The sequence below is a fragment of the Bacillus sp. FSL K6-6540 genome (assembly GCF_038007545.1).
This window is the reverse complement of sequence record NZ_JBBOXH010000001.1, coordinates 3,868,421-3,890,459: the sequence shown is the minus strand read 5'-3', so window position 1 is coordinate 3,890,459 and position 22,039 is coordinate 3,868,421. Positions and strand designations below refer to the sequence as shown.

The following is a 22,039-nucleotide window of genomic DNA, read 5'->3' as shown; positions in this document are numbered from 1 at the left end:
TCCACGTGTTAGAAAGGCGAAGCAGGTCCTAGATTTGCAAGAATGACTAAAGAGATAAATTATTGAGCTGAAAGGTGGAAAAAGGTGAGACTAAAAAAAAGAAGAGACCGGATGTTCTTTGTGTTTATCAATGTATTGTTTATCCTCATTACTGCAGGATGTTTTGCATCACAGGAGGCTCATCAGCTTGAGCAAGTGAAAGAGCAAGTGAAAGAGCAGAAGCAGGAGCAGGGGCAGGAGTACGACCAAGGAAGTGGAATGAAATTTTCCAGCCTTTCTGAACAGAAGATCGAGGATATCGCTAAGCTCAGTAAGGTATGGGGATTGGTGAAATATTACCATCCTAAGGTTGTATCTGGGGAAATAAATTGGGATTATGAGCTTTTTCGTGTGATGCCTTCTATTATAGATGAAAATTCGGATGTGAACTCAATCCTCTATGAGTGGGTTCATACGTTAGGTAATGAGAACGTCCCCGGGGCTCTTGAACAGCTATACCAAATTCCCGAGGATTATAAACATCTCAGACCAACTACAGATTGGTCCAAGGACGAGGAATATCTCGGAGCAGATCTGAGTCTTGAATTATCAATGCTTTTGAATTCGAACATTTCAGACCGAGAACATGCATATGTAAGTTTTAAGGATGATTCACCCCAACCGAGTATGCATAATGAAAACTCTTATATAAATATGAAATTTGATGATACAGGCTACAGATTACTTGGTTTATTCCGCTATTGGAATATTATTGAATATTATTATCCTTATAAAGATGTCATCGAAGAGGATTGGGATCGAGTGCTTCTGGAATTTATCCCTAAAATGATAGATGGGTCTGATTATGACTCCTATTACATGACCTTAGCAGAACTGACAACTAGAATACATGATTCTCATGCCTATTTGTTGGGCAAAAACAGAAAGACTGTTACTGACTATTTTGGATTGTATCAGCTTCCCGTAAACTTTATCGAAATTAATAATCAGATTGTTATCAGTAAAGTAATAAACGAATGTGGACTTGAAGTCGGAGACATTGTGCTAAACGTTGGCGACGATAGTATCGATGAATTATTAGAAAATAGAAGAAAATATATATCACAGTCTCGAGAAGACACGTCAGCTCATTTCTTTCCTGCATTATTCCGAACTCAACAGAAGAATACTGACGTTACCGTTATCCGACAGGGAAATACGATGAAAATAAGTGCAACAGGCTATCGACAATGGTTTAATTTCTTTGTTGATACGAAATCGCAAGCAATGGAGAATGGAGACATCTACTATATCAATGCCGGTCTGTTGGAAGAAGGAGAGATTGATAAACTCATGAAGGAATGGTGGAATACAAAAGGTTTAATTCTTGATCTTAGAAACTACCCTACTAGCGAACTTTCCTATAAATTAGCTCAATATCTGATCCCTTCCGAAAAAGAGTTTGCCAAATTGTCATATCCTAATCCTGCAATACCAGGTGAATTTTATTATATGCATATTTTCTCAGGGAAGCCTCAAAATATAAATGACGAGGTTTACAAAGGAAAACTCGTGATGTTAATCAATGAACATACGATAAGTAACGGTGAATTTACAACGATGTCGCTGAGAAATACAGAAAATTCAATAGTTCTTGGGAGGCCTACTGCCGGAGCTGACGGTAATAAAGTTATATTTACTCTACCAGGAAATATAAAAACTGCAATAAGTGGAAGAGGAGTATTTTATCCAGATAAAAAACCAACGCAAAGAATAGGAGTGCAGCCTGATATTCGTCTTGATCCAACCATTGAAGGAATGATGGAAGGTAGGGACGAGTATGTTGAGAAAGCCTTAGAAATAATTAAAGCTGATTATTAAACAAAGGCGAGGCAAATGGCTACATGCACGAAAGCCTAAAGGTAATGAATTCATCCACGCAAACAGCGTGTACCGATAGGTACACGCTGTTTAGGCATAACTCTAGCATCGATTTCAACTGTCCAATTGTTGATTTAAGATATTCAGCAGCTCCGCAGCCTGGAGCAGCAATGCCTCCTTGGCGGCCGGAACGATATAGTCATTCATTTTCGGATCTGCAAGATCTCGGGTGAATTTCTCAAGATGGTGGATGGCCTGAGTCGTATGTTTTTTGAGCAATTGATGTTCGGTTTGCTTCAGGCTGTTCTCCAATTGATTCGCGAGCGGCTTAAGAATCTCGCCCGAAGCCAGTCGAAGATTGAATTCCTGTTGAAGTCTCTCTGTCAATTGTTCCGCTGTCGCACGGACTTCAACCACTACCAAGTTGGAGAGTACGGTGATACCGTTCAGAACAACCGTGGCCTGTAGTTCTGCCCTCCCGGCACCTATAGCTTGTATGGTACCAGAATCGGACACGGTGATGATGCCTTCGTCAGAGCTCTTATAGTTGATCGAAGCTTTGGCCAAGTCTGCGGATTTTCCATTAAACAGGGTTCCGCTCAGCACAAGCTGTGCCTGGTCTCCAACAGTGAGTAACGATTCATCCAAATTCAATGCGACTTCTTTTAAGGCGATTGGGAGCTTCTTGAGATGGGAGCCTTCCGCATAATAAATTCCGCCATCTTCTGCCAAGGTCATGAGGTTGACGCTGTCCGCTATTTTTTGGGAATCCATTGTTTCCGGATTGATCACCGTTAGAGTACGACCGACCGTGGTGTAGAGCAGACCATCGTCGCCAAAACGGATAAAATAAGGTCTCCATGTACTTCCGGACGGGGTATTCGGATATAACAGCTTGCTCTTTTTGATTACCTGTGATGCTGCGTCCATAGCGAAGACCGAATATACGGTGGTTCCTGAAGCTGTTTTCCCCCAAGTCACACCCCATAAAAGCCCGTCTGGCCCTTCCTTCAGGTCACCGATTAGCTGGTGGGATGTCATGCCGGGGATCGCAGGGGAGAACTCCTTGACTTTGCTTTTGGTTTTGGGATCAAAAATAAACATTTTGGCTTCCGAAGCTGCGGGGGTCGAGCCTCCGCCACCATGGATCGTTGTTCCTCCATAGACCAGACCGTCTTTATAGGCAACGGACATCACGCTTTGATTCTCCACAATATCCGGAATGGTGGTCCAAGTATCGGTTGGTTCATCGTACATGGTCAATGCCCCTTTAACGAGACCATAGTCGGCGATCGTTCCGATGAACAGCTGGTCGTCGCCTGAAGCAAAAGCGAACGGCCTGCTCTGACCATCCTCAATATTGAATGCGAGCGAAGGATTGACGTCTTTCTTGTACGGTTGGGATGGATCGTATCTGTAGATGACAGCCCCCCCATAGGTGCCGAAATATACTTTATCGTTTAAAAAGCCGATCCCTTCGATTTGTGGAAAGACACGTTCCTGTAGTTCATACGCATTGGTAACTGGATTAAAGATGGATAAGGCTGTATGGAAGCCGCCCATATACAGTTTCCCTTCCGGCCCCATCTCCATGCTCTGAATATCAATGCCTTCCGCTTCAATTTCAGGCATAATGGTTTCGACAGACCGATCTTCAGGATCAAATAATACGTATTCCAGCTTTTCTGTTACCATGGCCAGCAAGGTTTTGCCGGCTTTATGCCCGGTTTGAGGAGTAACCCAATCATATGCCCGCACCGTTGAATTTGGCAGAACGACACCCTCTAAAGGGATGACTTCATTGGTTGCCGTATTATAGGTGACTAGTTCACTGTTAACTACATTCCGGAAATACACCAGATCTCTGTCCAGTGGGGAAGGAGGGGAGATCATACTGTCAAAACGGGTTGGAGAAGGCCAAGGGAGAGATTGGAGCACTTCTTCGGTTTCTTCATCCAAAATAAACAGGGTAGTAGCACCGGAACGTACGAACAGCTTTCCATTATACGACCAGATGTCGGCGATCATGTCATTGTCTCCTGAGTTCGGGAGCTTGACTTCAGATTGTTCACCTGTTTGACGATCAATCTTGTATAAATAAGCAGGGTTTCCCACCCCGACATAGATATACTGCTCGGTCACACCGATTCCTCGAGCGTACATGACGTCCTCACGAACGCTTCCGAGATCACGGAATTGATTGGAAGCAATATCATACTCGAAGATTTTGGAGTTTGGGTACGTGGCCCCGTAAATTTTGCCGTCCGAGGTGGCTGCCAAATCCCAGACCAGCTTTTCAGATGGATTGACGCCTACAGACTCCAACGTTTTCGCGGCAGGGGAATAACGATACAGCATGCCGTTCTCCACGCCGGATATGTATACATTGCCGTCGGAACCGGCTGCTACACCGTATACCGTGTTCACGCCTTGGACCGGAGAGGAATAGATGACTTCGCCGGTTGAGGCATCCAGTGCATAGAAAGTCGAAGGCGTTCCATTCGTTGCAAAGTAAACCTCGCCGTTCGCCATGGCGGCCCCGCTGGTTTTGACCGTTTTCGTCGCGGCTCCCAGGTCAATCGGATCCCCGAAGGCAACGGGGATATCTGCTGCAGTGGATGCGGACACGGTCATATGATCGAAATAGGCGGTACTGTAGCCGGCAGTACCGGAGTACAGCATAATCTTGGCTGTAACGGCACCGGCTGGCGCGACACTTTCATGCGTAAAGTCCAACCAATCGCTGCTTACGGAGGATAGGGAGGAGCGGCTGTTGCTGATTTCCTTATTATCGGCATTGTAGTAATAAACAATCATCGCCACCGAACCCTGTTCCAGCCAGGTTTTCACGGAGGTGACATAACTGCTTCCTTCCGTGACCGGAAAGGAAGAACTGATTAATCCCAGTGACTTTGGCCCTCCATCGACCATCTTTAAAGCGTAGTTTCCCTCATAGCTTTTGGAATCTGTGATCGAGATGGAATATTCGTCAGTCAGCGGTGACCAATAATAAGTCCAGCCCGGTATTTCACTACCACTTCCCAAGGTTTCAAAACCCGCGTTGTTAATGACGAGAGAGGAATTGGAGACCATCATGGTGGGGCTCTGAGCAAATCCAGAAGCAAGAGGTACAAGTGAGCTTAAAGTTAAGGAATAAGTGAACAGGATGGCCGTTTTTTTAATCCAGGAATTCATGAATTTCCTCCTTTATGCGGTAAATTTCGATAAACTATTTGATTTTGTTGTTTGCGTTCTTCCTTTCTAGTTCAATAGTGGTAAAAATGTAAATAGATTATATGAGGGGCCATATATAATGTCAATGTCTTTAAATTCTCTATAAATATGCTGTGCCTATACTCTCCCCAAAGGTCTTGTCTCAGCCTTATAAAGCTACCAGACCTGGATATATGAGGATATTGAACGTAAATGGAATTCCTGCAAGTTTATATGCCGAGTTATCAACTTTTATAGACATCATCGCCCTATAGGCAGAAAAACGGTAAATGTAGTACCTTCATGAGACTGACTCACAACGCGGATGAACCCGCCGTGGGCTCTTACAAAATGATGGGCGATAGATAACCCGAGCCCCGTACCGCCTGTATGCCTCGAGCGCGCTTCGTCTACGCGGTAAAATCGATCGAATAGGTAGGGCAGCTCTTCCGCCGGTATTCCGATGCCGGTATCGATCACCGAGACACATGCAAAGAACGCATTCCTATCAAAGACCCGGTCTTCGATTTCAACAGTAATCTTCCCTCCACGAGGCGTGTAACGAATCGCATTAGTCAGCAAATTAATGAATACTTGCGTGATCCGTCTCGCATCGGCCATAACGGTAACCGGACTCGAAATCGTATAAAGACAAACGTCTAAACCGTTTTCTTCCGCTTCGTATTTCACGTCGTCCACAATTCGTTCTAGGTGCATCGTCAGATCGAGCGGTTTGCGTTCGAGCAACAACCGGCCCGATTCGGCCAGCGACAATATATGAAGATCGTTCACAAGCTGACTGAGCCGGATTACCTCATCGTGAAGCCGAAGCAGCATTTCCGGCGGGACATGATGACCGGCCTGCTGATAATTCTCCAGTTTAAGCTGCATCACGGAGAGCGGCGTGCGAAGCTCGTGAGCAATGTCGGCCACCAGTCGCCTGCGGGTCTCTTCGGCTTCACGCAGACGGAACGTCATATCGTTGAACGTTTGGGCAACTTTCCCATACTCATCTTTCGTGTCTACAGGTACTTTGACATTCAGGTCACCCTGCGCCACGCGCTCTATGGCGGCTATAAGTTTTTTGAGCGGGAGGGTAAGCACCCCCGACATCCAATAACTGAAGAACAACCCGATCGCAACAAAAAAGAACAAGCGCACGCCGTGCGTGACATTAAGCAGTTCGTTCAGCTGCATATTGTCAAGGATATAAGATTTAAAAATTTCGATTTGCTCTTCGGGCGATGCGCTCAAATAGTTGGCATCGATTTGTTCCCTTTGAAATTGATCGATCAAGCCGCTTGTGTAAACCTGCGTTGTCAGGGAGAACGTGATGCTTACAATGAAAACGATCAGTCCCATACAGGCAAACATTTTCATACGGACCGTCATGTACGTTCACCGAACCGGTAACCGAAACCATATACCGTTTGAATATATCGAGGATTGGCAGGATCGTCTCCCAGTTTGCGGCGAAGATTCCGGATATGGGAATCCATCGTTCTTTCGTATCCCATGTACTCATCCTCCAAAGCAGCCTTTAACAATTGCAAACGGCTAAAGACAATGCCGGGACGACCCGCGAGTGTGAACAGAATTTTGAATTCGGTAGGTGTCAATTGGAGTTCCTGACCGTCTTTGAATACCTGACATTTGGCCTCGGAAATGATCAGGTTGTCTCTTTCCAAGAATATCGACTTGTCTTCGGGTCCGCGTAAACGGCGAAGCAAAGCTCTGATGCGCGATGCGAGCTCGCGCAAGCTGAACGGCTTCGTCAAATAATCATCTGCGCCAATTTCCAGACCGACGATTTTATCTGATTCGTCCGATCGGGCCGTGACCATAATAATGCCGCAATGCGAGGTTTGTCTTATCTCGCGGCATACGTCGATTCCGCTTTTTTCCGGGAGCATCCAATCAAGCACGACGAGATCAGGCCGCTCAGAGCGGGCAATCATGAGCGCTTCCTTGCCGGTACAGGCTGTCGATACCTTGAACCCTTCACGTTGCAAATAGGTCTGCATCTCCTCCAACATTCCCGGTTCGTCCTCCACAATCAACAATTTCGGTTCCATTCCCATCACATCCTTCCCTTAGTTTGTTTCCATAGCGAGTACACTACGCTTACCGAAAATTATAACGTGATTAGGTAGGTTCTTAAAGAAATCCACACAAAGAGCGGAAGATCTGCATAAGTTCTCGACATTTGTTGTGTAAACTGGCTGTGAAAGGAGAGAGATGGTCGCGAAGAACAAGAAGGACAATGAATCTGGGGAATCGGATTCTGAGAAACGTAATTTTTGAAGACGGAAGGATGAACTGCGGATTGTATACGATATCGATTGAGAAAGCGCTGCTTGAACTCGGCATTAAGGGGGGATTATCCGGAAATTCCGTAACAATTGAGTAGAACGGAAGTACGACATTGCTGGATGATCTAAACAAACAAAAACGTTTGAATTAGCTGAGTTCAGCACAGTCATTGCATACGGACGAGTGTTCTGATCGTTGGAACGTCTAGGCCAGAAATGAGAATCTAGGAGGAGAACCCTGCTTAAAGCGGGCCTATACCCGTAATGATATTGTCGCCAGGTTTTGGCGGTAAACAGATCTTACTAGTTGATCTAGCAGGAACTCCTATCAAACTCATGAAGTCTCCTTGCAAATGATGAAAAAACAACCGAGAGGGGTAATTAACAAATGAAATTGAAGCTAGTTACATTCGTAATGCTTTGTGTATTTCTACTTGCTCCAACTATTGCCTCTGCTGAAGTGACCAACGGTAATGTCGGATACGGATTAACCCCCGGGCGACTCTGGGCCACGATGGACGCGGTGGTGGGCCTGATCAGCGCGGTCATCGGTGGGCTGTCTCTGGCCCGCTCCGTACGTCGTACCGGAAATGGTGGGCGAAACGGGTCGATCGTGGCCATGGTATTAGGGCTGATCGTCTTAGTCTACGCTATAGTGCATCTGACCATATTCACTGGTGATTTCGGTACCGGCGCCGGGAGAGCTGGGGCGATCATTGCTATTGTAATGGGGCTGATCGGTATGATCCTCGGTGCGCTAACTCTGGTCCGCTCCCGCCGCGCCGGCTGACCCGACAATGATGCTTCCTATTCCAATACTTAAAGGTGGTTTAAGCCAATGGGCGGATCTACGCGATGGATGAAGCACTACCGCGTTTCAGCGAATAATGGCGGGCGAGCAGTTTGGCAATATTGTTAGTTATACAGATAAACTTCGTAAATGAAAAAAACGGGCTGAATATGTAGGATTCAGCCCGTTTTCTGTTCCATTTATATCAAAGTATGAGATCAGTTTATTTATCGGTTAAGCTCCTTCAACCATATCCCGTTTGCGATATCCCACAAAGCCCAAAACCATGAAGGCAATACTGATCGCTGAGATCGCAATAAAGGTGGCAGCATCAAACGGATCTACCGGCATCCGTGGAATCCAGCTTTGAACGGCTGTTTTCGAGAACCATTCCGGCAACTCCAAAATGCCGCCAAAGTAGTTTAGAGCAAAGGAATAGCCAAGGTACGCATATACGCTTTTGCCTAGTCTAGGTGCCCAACCTAAAGCCAAAGCGGCAAGTCCGGTAAAAAACAACACGGAAGGCAGGAAGTTATAACCAGCGGCGATAAAATCCCCCATGTTCATGGGCGAGCCGTCACCCATGGCAGCAATGGCTGTCCCGCCAAGACCGCTTGAAGCGAGCAAAATACCCACGATTCCAGCAATGTTGGCCAATATGACACTCGACCAATAGAGCTGAGCTCGCGTCACTTTGGTAGCATAAAGCTGACTTAAATGGCGCCGCGTTTCTTCCGAGAATAATTTGTTTACGATCGCAATCGGCAAAATGGAAACCAATCCCATCAAGACCATGATAATGGTCCCGGTAAAGGCTGCTTCGATGGAAACACCGGATATCGCAAACATTTGACTCATGATTTCATTGCTTTCAAGGAAAGTTTGCATATCTCCATAAATCGAACCATAGGCTGCTCCCATGATGACGAAAGCAATCAACCAACTGATCATTACGCCTTTGTTCAACTTCGTAAACAGGCCGGGTACGGATAGCAATGATTTTTTTGCCGACTCCCGTCCTTCACGTTCGGGCAAATAACCGGCTCCCATATCTCGGCGGCCTTCAAGGCCAAAAGCGATGATCACGACGATGACGCTGAAGACTATCGCCACAATTAGGGGGACCCAATGGTTTCCTGTAAAAGGATAGGTTAGATACGTCCAACCCATCGGATTAATCATGGAGAGATCCGTATTCGACACATCCGTTCCGGCGCGAAAAATATATAGCAAGCCTACAATTCCGAGTGATGAACCGGTTGCACCGGATGAAGTCGGCATGATTTGTGCCATAACTAAGGCAATTACGGCTCCCAAGATCCCGGCCATGCCGATGGATGCGCCAAACAAAAAGGATCCTTCGGCCGAAATCGTATCTGCTCCATAGCTAGTCATCATTCCGCCAATCACGAGTGCTAATATCATATTGATCACAACAACTTCGGCAATTACCGCAAGCGAGTTGGCTTGACGACCTACTTGAAAGGAGCGTACGAGTTCAGTAAGCCCAAGATCTTCTTCTTTGCGAGTATGGCTTACCACATGCAATGCAGCGATAATCATCGCAAACAAACCGCAGAATAACAGCATTTCGTGCGCATACATCGCGCCTAAAGTATAATCCGCTGCGGTCTCAACCGGTGTCGGACCCACCATGGAAATCATGGCAGGATTTTGCAAGGTTTCATACATTCCTTGCAAACCTTGTCCCTTGCCGATTTCTTCAAAAGCAGGAACAAATCCGGCTGAAAACAAGCCTAAACCTAAAATCCAGATGATGATTTTTTTCCAATCACGTTTCAGATATTGGATGAATAGTACACGCGAACGTGCAAATTTTTCTTGCATTATAATTTCCTCCGTTTCCGCCCTTAGACTTCATAATGACGCATGAATAAGTCTTCCAGCGTAGGCGGCACGGACTCAAACTTCTTGACGCCCAATTTTGCCGCTTCGGACAAAATTTCATTGATACATTCGTTATCCGCGGAAAATGTCGCTTGATTGCCGGATTGCTTGAAATCATGGACACCGTTAACGGATGCCATTATAGCCACATTGTCTTGCGTTACCATCGTTACCGTAGAACGGGTTAAGTGACGCAGCTCATCCAATGTCCCGGTTTCAACCACTTTGCCTTGGCGAATGATGACCACTTTATCGGCCAGCCGCTCCACTTCGCTCAAAATATGAGAGGACAGTAAGATGGCTTTTCCTGCAAGCTTGATTTTTTCGACCTCATCCTGGAAGACGGCTTCCATCAGCGGATCAAGGCCGGAAGTCGGTTCGTCGAAAATATACAAATCGGAATTAACGGCCAAAGCCGCGATCAGGCCGACTTTTTGCCGATTTCCCTTGGAATAGCCCTTGGCTTTCTTCTTCGGATCCAATTCAAACCGTTTAATCAAATAGTCGCGTTTATTTTTGTCTCCGCCGCCATGTAATTTCATAAATAAATCAATGATTTCACCGCCAGTTAAGCTGCCCCAAAGCGCCACATCCCCAGGAACATAAGAAATTCGTTTATGAATCTCAAGGCTGTCTTTCCATACATCCTTGCCAAAGATCTTCGCTTCCCCGGCATCCCGACGGATAATCCCAAGTAACGTACGAATTGTTGTGGATTTCCCCGCGCCGTTCGGCCCGATAAATCCGACAACTTCCCCGGCATTTACCGTAAATGATACGTCTTGCAACGCTTTGAACTTCCCGAAGCTTTTTTGCAAGCCTTGCACCTTTACAATGTTTGTCATAGCACTAAAACTCCTTCTTAACCAGTTTTAGTAACGTGCTTTCCAGTCTAAAGCAAAGCTTCATCTTGATAAATTATGAACTAAATATTTAGATATAGTTCGTATATTCGCTGAAAATGCTTTGTTTTAAACCAAAGTTCATTTACAACTTCAGTTATACACCCGTTTATTGGCATAGTCAATGCAAAAAAACTAAAGTTTAAAACTCATATGAGTTTGATAATTCATAATTTCGCTATATAATAAATAGGAAGGAAAATTACGAACTAAAACCTCCGCAATAATTTATTTTAGTCATTATCGTTAGAAAGCAGGAATAAGGAATGAATGGTTTTGAAAAGAGGACACAAGCGAAGAAAAATCAAGTCTTGGAGGCAACTTTTAACTTGTTGAATACCGAAGCCGGCATCGAAAATGTAACAGTGGATGAGATAGCTAGACATGCCAATGTCGGTAAAACGACGATATTTAAATATTTTGGGAGCAAGGAAAACCTGATCCATGAGGTGTTTAAATATTTTTTAACTCAAATGGGGGAAAATGCCCGAAAAATCATGGCCGATAATAAACCCTTCGAAGAAACGATCATTGCCATGAGTCAGATCAAAATTCATTTTCTGGAGAAGATCAACAAGCAGTTTTATTTCGATTTAATGGATTATTTTACAAAGAAGGACGATAACGGATTATCACTGATGATGCAGGAGTACGTCAACGAAAGCTACAGTCTTATGTTGGATTTATTTCATCGTGGGCGCAAAGAAGGCAAGGTTGATCTGAAATATTCGGATGAATTTCTTCTGATATATTTCCAGGCCCTGGTTGAAGGGATATCCAGCCCGCATATCTACCAAAAGATACTCCCTTATACCGCCCAGTGGACGGAATTGCTGGTAAAAGGGATTGCGCCAAGCAAATAAAGGTAGAAGAATGAGAGAGTAAGGGCAGGATCGTTTGAGATCATTAACGGTGGACCGTACCATCGATCGTGATAGAGCAAAGAATCGACCTGCAGGTCGATTCTCTGCTGCTATATTCACTACTGAAACATTGAATCCAGCTTCGGCAGATGCTGGTTTAAAAACGACCGATCACAATAAATACAGTTAACACAAAGAAGACAACGTTTACGCCTATTTCTCGATGCTCCTTGCGTGCAACATGGTATAAGGCGCCAAGAAGAACGATTGTGGCAAGACCTGCAGCGGCAATAGGCGTCAATATGGGCGCGATATACATCGCTAGTGGCAGAATGAGTCCGAAAGCTCCTACCAATTCTGCTACCCCAATAAAGACGACGAACGCTTTGGGAACGTCTTTCACCCATCCCCAAGACGCGTTGGCTTTTTCAAACTGAAACGCCTTTAACCATCCTGAGTAGACAAACCCCAGCGCAGCAAGCCCTTGAATGATCCATAATGCGATATTCATGAATGGTGCTAACCTCCTTATTACTTATTTGCGTTCTCTGAGGTTATAATAGTCTAGTAATTGGGTTCAATGAAGTAGGCACTTTATCTAAACATAGTGAATAAAAAGTTACCTAAGGTACAGGGAAGCGGGGAGTTCAATGAAAGAGTATTGCAAATTTGAATCAGCGCTTGATATTTTGGTGGGGAAATGGAAGCCCGTCATTTTACTTCAACTGATTTCCAACGGCACCATGAGATTCAGCGAGCTTCAAAAATCGATACCGGGTATAAACAAAAAAATGCTTACCCAACAGTTAAGAGAGCTTGAGTATAACGATATTGTACATCGAGAGGTTTATAACCAGGTCCCTCCAAAAGTAGAGTATTCAATTTCCGAGTATGGCAAAGGTTTAAGCACGGTGTTAAAGGCATTGAACAATTGGGGAGCGGCTCATATGGAGCATATGAATACGCTCTATGGAGTAGATCGTTTCAGGTTTGAAACCGGGTCAACCGATTATAAATGATGCGATGCAAGTCTTCTTATAATATTCCTATTTCCCGCTCCACCGGAAAAACCGTGTAGCAAGCACAACAGATACAATGGCAATGCCAATCAAAACAGCTGCTTCAAAGCCATACTCCGTAATTGGCGCTTCTGTCCACGTCCCCCGCAGCAACTGAATGACGTAATAGAGCGGGAGTATTTTCGCTGCATATTGAAGAACCGTCGGCATCATTTCCAGCGGGAATGTCGCTCCTGACAGGAACAGCATCAGGTTTAGAAATAATGAACTGATTGCGGAAGCAGCCTGAGTGTTTTTTGCTAATGAGGTCAGGAATAAAGCAAACGGGAAAAAAGCGAGGATGCTAATAAGCAATGAAAGCAGGGTGCTTCCGATGTAGGCCGGCAGGGTTAAATCGTAGAGCAGCATGCCAAAGACCATCAGAAGCATGGCGGATATTGCAAAGATGACGGTCCCTTGAAAGGTATGGGCGGCGAGGATTTTCCATGGCTGGAGCGGTGTTGATTGATATCTTCGCAATACGCCCGTTTCCCGGTAATTGGTTAAAACAGTTCCCAGAGTAAAAAAGGAAGTGGTTACGATATTGACGCCAATCCACGAAGGAACAAAATATTCCGCAAAAGCCTTTTGACTCATGTTATCTCCAACAAACATGGATCCAAACAGCCCGATCATCACAATAGGAAAGAGAAACGTCCAAAACATGCTTAAACGGTCTCTAAAGAACATTTTCGTTTCTAAACTGGCGAGTTTTACGATTGCGTTCATCCGATCTTCTCCTTTTCTAGGTACTGGATAAATAAATCATCGAGAGAGCCTTTTTCAAACCTGAAGCTGGACAATCGGATGCCTTTTTCCTGACAGTAACTGAAAATGTGATAAGCCGTTGTCTGTTGGTCATCACAAAACACTTTAAATTCGTCTTGATTCTTTTCAACGCGCTCCACGCCGGGAAGCGAGCTTAGATTTTCGGGGGCGACTCCTTCACTGATAAAGGTAAGACAATTAGCAGCACCTTCGTTTAATAATTCACGAGGGGAGTTTAAAGCTTTTAATTGGCCGCTGTAAATCATCGCCACCCTGTCGCACAGCTGCTCAGCTTCTTCCATATAATGCGTGGTCACCACAATCGTACTTCCACGATCCCGTAACAGCCGGATCAAAGACCACATTTCCCGCCTTGCTGAGGGATCAAGACCCATGCTCGGCTCATCAAGAAATAAGATTTCAGGCTCATGCAGAGTGGCTAAAGCAAGAGTTACCCGCTGCTTCCATCCGCCGGATAGGTCATCAAATTTTACGTTCAGCTTTTCGTTTAAGCCAAGCAATTCTATGAAATGATCTTTTTTCGTGGCATTATCATAAAATGAAGAAAAGAGATCCAGCGCTTCTTTTACTTTCATTTTCTTCTGGATCGAAGTGGCTTGAAACTGGACACCAATTCTCTTGTTTAACTCCCGAAGCTGCTTATTGGGAACGAGTCCAAGGACTTCAACCGCTCCCTCGCTTGGATCAGAGATTCCTTCCAGGATTTCGAGGGTGGTCGTTTTCCCTGCGCCGTTCGGCCCGATAATTCCGAAGATTTCACCTTTGTAAACATCAAAGGAAAGATTCTTTACTGCCTTGGTCCCGCCAAAGTTTTTCGATAGATTGCGAACTGTAATGACACTCTCCATGCGTTTTCTCCTTTTATTCAATGTCTTCTAAGATCGTTATTCAGCTTTTTCGATTCATTTTTAAAATAAAGATAAAATCCAATCCATCCGATGGCGTAACCGATAATAGAGATTCCCAGGAATATCAAAAAGTTCTTTACATTAATGTGAATCCAGCCGATCCATTGGCCTAATAAAAAGTAGACGATGGTGACTGTTAAAAAGTGCAAGGCAGTTTGTATGGGCAGACGAAGTGAGCGAATTTTGAAATAGAGGGGTGTGACATTAAACAGCCAGCCGCAGAATATATAGCCAAATGCATTTTTAATAAAATGCATTCCGTCTATTGTCGATTGTCCGCCAAAATAAATAAGCGCACTTGTAGTCATTACAGCAATAAAGGCCCCGAAGAATATACCGATCATGCTTCTGAAAAGAAATGCATTCATTTCGTTTCCCTCCTGTTCATCTTTAGAATTTCTTTAATTCGGCCAATGTAATGACGCGAAACATATTCTTTTTCACCTGATTTAAAGTGAACACAGAGGGTCCCGTTAAATGATGGTTCGAAATGGCTCATTGCATGCAGGTTTGCAATGACGGATTTTGAGATCCTGATAAACCGGTGGGAAGGAAGGGAGTTTTCGAGCTCATATAATTTTTCTTTTATTTTAAAGATTCCTTCTGAGGTGGAGGCTGTGACCACATCGCCTTCTGTACGAAAGTAGTGTACTTCCTCGTGCTTAATTAAGTGCTGATTCTCTCCATCTTTTCCGACGATCAAATCCATATCATTCTTATTGAGGTACTCGAGGATCTCCTGGATGGCTGGGGTCAATTCTTTGCAGTGAATCGTCACCGTGGTTTCTTCGTTGCGCGGGTCGATGTCGAGTGAAATTTTCATGTATAGACGGCTCCTCCATTCCATACGCTCTATAGGTTTAGTATAGATGGCGATTTTTCAATTGTCATTAAAACAAAGGCGACACGCAGGACGCGGGTAGTAAGATGCATGTATCGGCGTCCGACCTGCAGCAAAGCAGATAAAATACTACACGAAAATGCATTAAGCCTTCAAAAATGAATTATCGAAATGAACTCATCGGACGTACAGAACACTTGCCAAGAGGAAATTGATAAAAAAGAGAAGGCAGCTGGTCAGAGCGATCAGCTGCCTTCTTAAGTGAACGGACATATTAGTTTAATATGATACCGCATTATACTCGATTCATCCTAAATCATGTTAATGCTGCAATTTTCGAAAGACGCGATAGCTTCTTTGCGCGCATTCGGAGATGGCAATGGGGTGGAAGCCACTGACATCGGCATACAACGTATCGTTTAGCGGCGAGATCCACTTCTCAGGAAGCGCCGCCGCTCCAAGGGATGCGCCAAGAATGGAACCGACGGTGGCGCCATTGCAATCGGTGTCCCAGCCACCAAGTACGGCTGTTGTTATGCCTTTCTCAAAATCGCCTCCGGAATGAATGAGCGCAGCCGCGCATAATGCAGCATTATTATTGGTATGAACAGGGTGATAGTGCTTAAATGCTTCCCATATTTTACTCACCAAATCTATTGTGTCTTCCGTTTCCTCGGCAATGTTGACCGCTAATGCGATATCTTCTGCAAGACGGCTGTGTTTCGGAATTTCACTCAATCCGATCTCAACAATTCGCTTCATATCACTTTCAACGAATGCGGCGGCAATCATAGCCGAGCAAAACATGGCGCCATAAATACCATTCTTCACATGGGAGAAGGAAGCGTCCCGCCAAGCAAGCTCAGCTGCAAGCTGGGGCTGGCCGGCAGCACCGTATGCATAGCCGTCCACACGGATTTGGGCGCCGATCCATTCGCGGTAGGGGTTTAAATAAGAACGGCCCCATTGGATGTGTTTCTCCCAGTCATCTGGTCGATCGCCGCTAATATGTGAAGTGACGCGAGCGAAATTAAGATAGGACTGCGCTTCAGCCGTGAATACCTGCCCGAATGACAAATGACGATGCCACAGCTTGCCCACATCCCAGGAGTTGAAATCGAGCCCGCGTTCCTCAAGCATGAGCAGGCCGAGAACGGTATATCGAATATCATCGTCCGTTTCCATAAAACGAATGTTATCCCGGCAGCTGGCCAAGCTGCTCCACCTTGCGATCTCGATACCGTACTCGGCTTCTGCAGTTGATTCACCCGGTGTATAGTGGCGAATCGGCCATTGCCCTGCGCCTTCGAACCACAACTTAACATTGTGCCAGCCGGGTCTTCCGCCCGAGCCTTGCATGAAGGAAGGAGCTTCGAGAGGTTTTCCGAGCGCACAACCAGCCGAACGGCCGAGCCACGCACCATGAAATTTATCCTGCCATTTAAGCTCATCCCAGTTTCCGGACAGGAATCTCGGTCCATCCGGACGTTCGGCGCGAATGGCCTCCAATTCCGACGGCTCGAAATACTTGAAATCCGCATGCGGTTCAAGAGCCATTAAAGCCTGGTATACTTCCATTAACTTTGCTTCGTCTGTGCCGGCTGCTTCCAGACGCTCGGCCATCCCCTCAACATGACAGCCTTCTTCTCCGCGCTGTTTGATTTCATCCCGAACTAATTCCCTCAGTCCAATCCATTTCGTCATCAAGGTTGCCCTCCTGAAATCCATATAATCAAAATATGCCTTGATTATAACCAGCCATGCCGGCAATGGCTTCTCAAATCATTAAAGCGTTATTCTCATTTTTTGCTCATTCCGTAATCCCTATTGTTTGCCGATAACGGATCGGAGACAGGCCGACAATCTCTTTAAAAACACGGTAAAAGGTCGGCAAGCTTTGAAAGCCGCATTCGAAAGCAATATCGGCTACAGCTTTGTCTGTTCCTGCCAATTCCCTCTTGGCAGCCTGGATACGCAGCAAGGAAACATATTCCGAGAAACGATAACCGGTCGTTTCCAGAAACGCCCGGCTCACGCGCGAGACGCTTAAATCAAGTTCATCAGCCAATTCCCCTAAGCTAACCGGCTCGTGGTAACGATGCTCGACCAAAGCGGCAAGCGATTGCGCCTGGCGAACGGAATGTAGCATATGATGACGCTCATCATCGGTCAGCAAACCGTTGTAATGTCGAAGAAGACGGCCGCACAGCTGAATGAGCGCGCTTTTGGCCATTGCCAAATAACCGGGGGACTTTTCCCGCAGTTCTTCCGCTATAGCCAGCACCCAAGGCGTAAGCTGTTTGGCGAGCGGCGAGCCGCCCATAATATGATTGCAAAAATGAGTGGAGCGATAGGAGAATGGCAGCAGAAGACCGGGCTCCTCCGCTAGCAGCAGAGCGGGATCAAAATTAATAAAAAGATAGCGGCTCGGGTCATCGGGGGCAGATTGGGCAATATGCCGTTCATCATTGTTGACCAGAAATAAGTCGCCAGGTTTTGCTGCATATTGTTTGTTGCCAAAGAAAAAATAGCCTTTGCCTGTTAAACAGAGACCGATCTCCAGGCTTGCGTGCACATGAGGCGGCTGCCGATAAGTGGCAGGGGTCCATTCGAAAGCATTGATAGCAATGGGATGGTCATAGGCAATATGAAGTCTCATTATGTCCAACGCCTCCAGACAATCATGAATTTATATGCTAAGTATATAGACAAGGGATGACTTCAACCAGATACTGTTATTTACTTTCATACATACATTTTGAGGTATTTCTAAATGAAAAGTAAATGCTGCCGATGTATAAGTGAATCACGATAATTATTTGCTTTTTGCCTGGTGTCAAGAGGTGTATACGAAAGTAAAGACTAGTATATAGAACAGCGGGGGGCTTCTTTCTATACTGGAATTATGAAAGACTGCAATACAATTTGCAGAAAACTAAACGAAATGTACCGGAGGGGTAAAATTTGAAGAGCAAAAAGGCACTTGCAATGATCTCCTTGACGCTTGCATTGGCGATTACAGGCTGCGGATTCAAAACGTCGTCTGAGCCAAACCAACCACCTGTAAATTCCAAGGAACCAATTGAAACAACAGGCACAGGAAACAGCAATGATATCATTGAGGTTTCAACGGTTTCGCCAAGCGATCCTTACTTGAAATTCGACGAAGGTGAAGACTTCGACAAAAACTCAGTTTATGACGTTTATGAACAAGATATCGGTGTCAAAATTACAAACAAGTGGATTGCAGACATCAGCCAATTCAAAGAGAGAGTAAAAATTGCGATCGCATCCAACGATCTTCCCGATTTCTTGCTTGTAAACGCTGCACAGCTTAAGGAGCTGACGGAAGCGGATATGATTATGGATTTGACAGAGATTTATGATCAGCATGCTACGGAAGAGACGAAAAAGTTTCTGACCATGGACGGCGGCATGCAGATGAAAACTGCGATGATCGACGGGAAAATGATGGGGATTCCAAGCTCATACAACCCGTTCAACTATCAATACTTGTTCGTTCGTACCGACTGGCTGAAAGAACTTGGCTTGCCTGAGCCTAAAACAATGGATGATTTCATTGAAATTGCCGAAGCGTTCAAAACCAAGAATCCTGGCGGCACAAAACAAGCTTACGGTATTGCGGTCAGCAAAAACCCATTTAGTATCGAGACAGGCGTTACCGGTCTGAGAGCGTTCTTGAACGGCTATCACGCTTATGAAAACATTTGGATGGAAGATGGGAACGGCGGTTTGATGAACAGTGATATCCAGCCCGAGATGAAGCAGGCGCTTGCAGCGCTGCAAGACATGTTCAAAAAAGGGTTGATCGATCCTGAGTTTGCGGTTAAAGATACGGAAAAAGCCGCTGAGCTCATCTACGACGGCAGCATCGGCATGGTATTTGGTGCTTCCTGGACACCGGCGCAGCTTGTGCAGGGCGCTGTGAAAGACGGGAAGGTTGTTCAAGAATGGGGAGTGTTCCCTATCCCTTCCGTAGACAACAAGCCTACATTGAATCAAATTGGTCTTGGTGTTGACGAGTACTATGTGATCTCTAAACAAGCCAAGCATCCTGAAGGCGTTATCAAATTGCTGAACCAATGGATCGTCGTTGATAATACGATGAATCCGACAGATGAACAAAAAATCTATCTGTATGGTAAAGACAAACAAGAAAAAGGCAACAACTACTGGCTGCTGAACCCGCTTCGCGTAGGCAAACAGATGGATAACAACGGCGAAATTCTGCCGAAAGCGATCGAAACGAAAGATCCTAGCATTCTTCAAACTGCAGACCAGAAGGGTCGTTATGAACGTGCGATGAAATTTATCGATGGTAGCGATATCAATATGTGGTGGGAAGTGCTGATTTCGGGGCCGAACGGAGCGGTATCGCATAACCCAAAAATCCAGCAAAACAAAGAATACCTGCAAAACAAATTCTACGGCGCACCTACACCGACGATGGCAGACCGTCAAGAAATTTTAACGAAGAAACGTGATGAAATATTCATCAAAATCATAATGAACCAAGTATCCGTAGACGAATTCGATACATTCGTTGAAGAGTGGAAGAAGCTTGGCGGCGATGAAATCACGAAAGAAGTTAACGAGTGGTATCAATCGATGAAATAGGATCTGTAGCGCAAAGGAGGGATTGAATCTATGCAATCCCTCCTTTTTTCAAGAACAATCAGGTTCTTGAGCAAGGCATGCACAGCATGATAAGTGAATCAGCGAGGTGAAGATATGAATAGTCTGACGCGCATGTGGAAGAAGGAATGGCCGCTTCATTTGATGCTGCTGCCGGGTTTAGCTATGATTGTTATTTTTAGTTACATTCCTATGACAGGAATCATGATGGCTTTTCAAAAATATGTGCCGAATAAAGGGTTGTTCGGCTCCCCGTTTATCGGATGGAGGAACTTCCAGCTGTTAATGGATTATCCGGATATCGGCCGCATCTTCTTTAATACGGTATACATTGCTGTAATGAAAATCGTTGCCGGTTTGTTCGTGCCAATCACGATAGCAATTTTGCTTAATGAATTGCGTAGAGAATGGATGAAAAGAACGTTCCAAACCCTGGTCTATCTGCCCCATTTTCTATCCTGGGTGCTGCTGAGCGGGATTTTGGTCGATATTTTGTCTCCTTCCTCCGGCATATTGAACCAGCTGCTTGGATGGTTCGGCATGAAGCCGATTTTCTTTCTTGGCGATAATAACTGGTTCCCTTATGTCATGGTCATCTCCGATGTATGGAAAGAATTTGGATTTGGTACCATTGTTTATTTGGCCGCACTGACAGGAATTAATCCTACGCTGTATGAAGCCGCTCAAATCGATGGTGCGGGCCGCTGGAAACAAACGCTTCACGTGACGCTGCCGGGCATGATGCCGATCATCGTTCTTATGCTGACGCTTAATATCGGCAATGTGCTGAATGCGGGATTTGATCAAATCTTTAACCTGTACAGCGCACCGGTTTATGAAAGTGCCGATATCATTGATACTTTTGTCTACCGTATGGGGATCCAGCAAGCCCAGTTCGGATTTGCCACAGCTGTCGGCTTATTGAAATCCGTCGTATCCTTTATTTTCATTTCCGTATCCTACGTACTCGCATACCGACTAGCGAATTACCGTATTTTCTAATAGATGAAAAGTCGGTGATTCAGAAAGGAGACTGACCGTGGTTATTAAACCGTCATTCGGAAGAAGGGCTTTTCTAGTTTGCAACCTAGTCTTTCTAGCGTTTATATCTTTTTTATGCTTAATGCCGATCCTTCATATTTTGGCGATTTCGTTTAGCTCGGGTTCGGCGGCGGCAGCCGGCAAGGTTGCGCTGTGGCCTGTAGAGTTTACAACGGCGGCTTATGATAACGTGTTCGGCAAGCCTGAGTATGTAAGAGCCTTTGGCATTTCGATTCAACGGGTTGTTGTCGGGACGGTATTAAGTATGTTGTTAACGATTATTACAGCTTATCCTTTATCCAAGGATCGCAATACGTTTCGTCTAAGAACCGTCTATGCATGGATATTTGTTTTCACGATTTTGTTCAACGGCGGACTCATTCCTACCTATTTGACAATTAAAAGCTTGGGACTTATTGATACTCTCGGAGCGTTGGTGCTACCTATGGCAATTAACGTGTTCAACGTCATCCTGCTATTGAACTTTTACCGCAATCTGCCCAGGGAGCTTGAGGATGCTTCACGGATTGACGGAGCCGGGCATTTTGCAACGCTTTGGAAAATATATGTTCCGCTATCGTTGCCCGCACTGGCGACAACGGGGCTTTTTACGATGGTAGGGCATTGGAATAGCTGGTTCGACGGCATGCTTTATATGAATCACCCGGAAAATTATCCGCTGCAAACTTTCTTGCAAACCGTTATTATTAAGATGGATTTCCGATTTCTTAAATCAGAAAATGTGGAACTCATGCTCCAGCTGTCTGACCGTACAAGCAGGGCGGCACAAATCTTCGTAGCGGCTTTCCCGATTCTTATTGTCTATCCATTCTTGCAGCGGTTTTTCATCAAGGGCATTGTAATGGGAAGCGTAAAAGAATAGACAAAGAAGGTCGTA

The 22,039-nt window shown here is 45.3% G+C and carries 19 protein-coding genes; 7 read left to right on the top strand and 12 right to left on the bottom strand.

Annotated elements, in window-relative coordinates; translation table 11 throughout:
* Nucleotides 1-84: 84 nt before the first annotated feature.
* Nucleotides 85-1,860: a S41 family peptidase gene (locus MHH82_RS17010; RefSeq protein ID WP_340966930.1), complete on the top strand. Its 1,776-nt coding sequence runs from the start codon at nucleotides 85-87 to the stop codon at nucleotides 1,858-1,860.
* 114 nt (nucleotides 1,861-1,974) lie between these two features.
* Here the strand turns inward: MHH82_RS17010 and MHH82_RS17005 are convergent, their stop codons facing one another.
* The 3 genes from MHH82_RS17005 to MHH82_RS16995 all read right to left on the bottom strand — a co-directional run bounded on the left by MHH82_RS17005 (nucleotide 1,975) and on the right by MHH82_RS16995 (nucleotide 7,148).
* Complete coding sequence (locus MHH82_RS17005) at nucleotides 1,975-5,055, bottom strand: FIMAH domain-containing protein (RefSeq protein WP_251496295.1); 3,081 nt, start codon at nucleotides 5,053-5,055, stop codon at nucleotides 1,975-1,977.
* A 279-nt stretch (nucleotides 5,056-5,334) separates the two neighbouring features.
* A complete protein-coding gene (locus MHH82_RS17000) occupies nucleotides 5,335-6,465 on the bottom strand; it encodes a sensor histidine kinase (protein WP_145036679.1) in 1,131 nt (376 codons plus the stop codon).
* Nucleotides 6,462-7,148, bottom strand: coding sequence for a response regulator transcription factor (locus tag MHH82_RS16995; protein WP_096773894.1), 687 nt, complete (start codon nucleotides 7,146-7,148; stop codon nucleotides 6,462-6,464). Before MHH82_RS16995 ends, MHH82_RS17000 begins: the two co-directional genes overlap by 4 nt.
* 625 nt (nucleotides 7,149-7,773) lie before the next feature.
* Between MHH82_RS16995 and MHH82_RS16990 the strand changes: the two genes are divergently transcribed.
* Nucleotides 7,774-8,175: a DUF6223 family protein gene (locus tag MHH82_RS16990; RefSeq protein ID WP_145036677.1), complete on the top strand. Its 402-nt coding sequence runs from the start codon at nucleotides 7,774-7,776 to the stop codon at nucleotides 8,173-8,175.
* Nucleotides 8,176-8,409: 234 nt separating this feature from the next.
* On the opposite strand, the gene MHH82_RS16985 is transcribed toward MHH82_RS16990, so the two are convergent.
* Nucleotides 8,410-10,023 carry an ABC transporter permease gene (locus MHH82_RS16985; RefSeq protein WP_251496293.1) on the bottom strand — a complete coding sequence of 538 codons (1,614 nt, stop codon included), beginning with the start codon at nucleotides 10,021-10,023 and terminating at the stop codon, nucleotides 8,410-8,412.
* 23 nt (nucleotides 10,024-10,046) lie between these two features.
* Nucleotides 10,047-10,928: an ABC transporter ATP-binding protein gene (locus MHH82_RS16980; RefSeq protein WP_096773891.1), complete on the bottom strand. Its 882-nt coding sequence runs from the start codon at nucleotides 10,926-10,928 to the stop codon at nucleotides 10,047-10,049.
* A gap of 323 nt (nucleotides 10,929-11,251) precedes the next feature.
* On the opposite strand from MHH82_RS16980, the gene MHH82_RS16975 reads away from it, so the two are divergent.
* Complete coding sequence (locus MHH82_RS16975; protein ID WP_145036674.1) at nucleotides 11,252-11,848, top strand: TetR/AcrR family transcriptional regulator; 597 nt, start codon at nucleotides 11,252-11,254, stop codon at nucleotides 11,846-11,848.
* 157 nt (nucleotides 11,849-12,005) lie between these two features.
* On the opposite strand, the gene MHH82_RS16970 is transcribed toward MHH82_RS16975, so the two are convergent.
* Complete coding sequence (locus MHH82_RS16970; RefSeq protein WP_036660610.1) at nucleotides 12,006-12,359, bottom strand: DoxX family protein; 354 nt, start codon at nucleotides 12,357-12,359, stop codon at nucleotides 12,006-12,008.
* Between the two features lie 139 nt (nucleotides 12,360-12,498).
* Here MHH82_RS16970 and MHH82_RS16965 point away from each other — a divergent pair, with 139 nt between their 5' ends.
* Entirely contained in the window at nucleotides 12,499-12,867 is a 369-nt protein-coding gene (locus MHH82_RS16965) for a winged helix-turn-helix transcriptional regulator (protein ID WP_015735560.1), read from the top strand.
* A gap of 27 nt (nucleotides 12,868-12,894) precedes the next feature.
* Here the strand turns inward: MHH82_RS16965 and MHH82_RS16960 are convergent, their stop codons facing one another.
* From MHH82_RS16960 to MHH82_RS16935, 6 genes are all read right to left on the bottom strand, one after another.
* Nucleotides 12,895-13,635 carry an ABC transporter permease gene (locus MHH82_RS16960; protein WP_145036672.1) on the bottom strand — a complete coding sequence of 247 codons (741 nt, stop codon included), beginning with the start codon at nucleotides 13,633-13,635 and terminating at the stop codon, nucleotides 12,895-12,897.
* Nucleotides 13,632-14,543, bottom strand: a complete 912-nt coding sequence (locus MHH82_RS16955; protein ID WP_192571753.1) for an ABC transporter ATP-binding protein — start codon at nucleotides 14,541-14,543, stop codon at nucleotides 13,632-13,634. The genes MHH82_RS16960 and MHH82_RS16955 overlap by 4 nt, the downstream gene beginning before the upstream one ends.
* A gap of 17 nt (nucleotides 14,544-14,560) precedes the next feature.
* On the bottom strand, nucleotides 14,561-14,971 hold the full coding sequence (locus tag MHH82_RS16950; protein WP_096773885.1) for a DUF3021 domain-containing protein: 411 nt from the start codon (nucleotides 14,969-14,971) through the stop codon (nucleotides 14,561-14,563).
* Nucleotides 14,968-15,426: a LytTR family DNA-binding domain-containing protein gene (locus MHH82_RS16945; protein WP_251496291.1), complete on the bottom strand. Its 459-nt coding sequence runs from the start codon at nucleotides 15,424-15,426 to the stop codon at nucleotides 14,968-14,970. Before MHH82_RS16945 ends, MHH82_RS16950 begins: the two co-directional genes overlap by 4 nt.
* Before the next feature lie 339 nt (nucleotides 15,427-15,765).
* Nucleotides 15,766-17,148 carry an ADP-ribosylglycohydrolase family protein gene (locus MHH82_RS16940; RefSeq protein ID WP_251496289.1) on the bottom strand — a complete coding sequence of 461 codons (1,383 nt, stop codon included), beginning with the start codon at nucleotides 17,146-17,148 and terminating at the stop codon, nucleotides 15,766-15,768.
* Nucleotides 17,149-17,254: 106 nt separating this feature from the next.
* Nucleotides 17,255-18,103, bottom strand: a complete 849-nt coding sequence (locus MHH82_RS16935) for a helix-turn-helix transcriptional regulator (RefSeq protein WP_251496285.1) — start codon at nucleotides 18,101-18,103, stop codon at nucleotides 17,255-17,257.
* A 305-nt stretch (nucleotides 18,104-18,408) separates the two neighbouring features.
* Between MHH82_RS16935 and MHH82_RS16930 the strand changes: the two genes are divergently transcribed.
* The 3 genes from MHH82_RS16930 to MHH82_RS16920 all read left to right on the top strand — a co-directional run bounded on the left by MHH82_RS16930 (nucleotide 18,409) and on the right by MHH82_RS16920 (nucleotide 22,024).
* Entirely contained in the window at nucleotides 18,409-20,082 is a 1,674-nt protein-coding gene (locus tag MHH82_RS16930; protein ID WP_251496283.1) for an extracellular solute-binding protein, read from the top strand.
* A 114-nt stretch (nucleotides 20,083-20,196) separates the two neighbouring features.
* Entirely contained in the window at nucleotides 20,197-21,102 is a 906-nt protein-coding gene (locus MHH82_RS16925) for an ABC transporter permease (protein WP_009590100.1), read from the top strand.
* A 37-nt stretch (nucleotides 21,103-21,139) separates the two neighbouring features.
* A complete protein-coding gene (locus MHH82_RS16920) occupies nucleotides 21,140-22,024 on the top strand; it encodes a carbohydrate ABC transporter permease (RefSeq protein WP_176502408.1) in 885 nt (294 codons plus the stop codon).
* Nucleotides 22,025-22,039 lie beyond the last annotated feature (15 nt).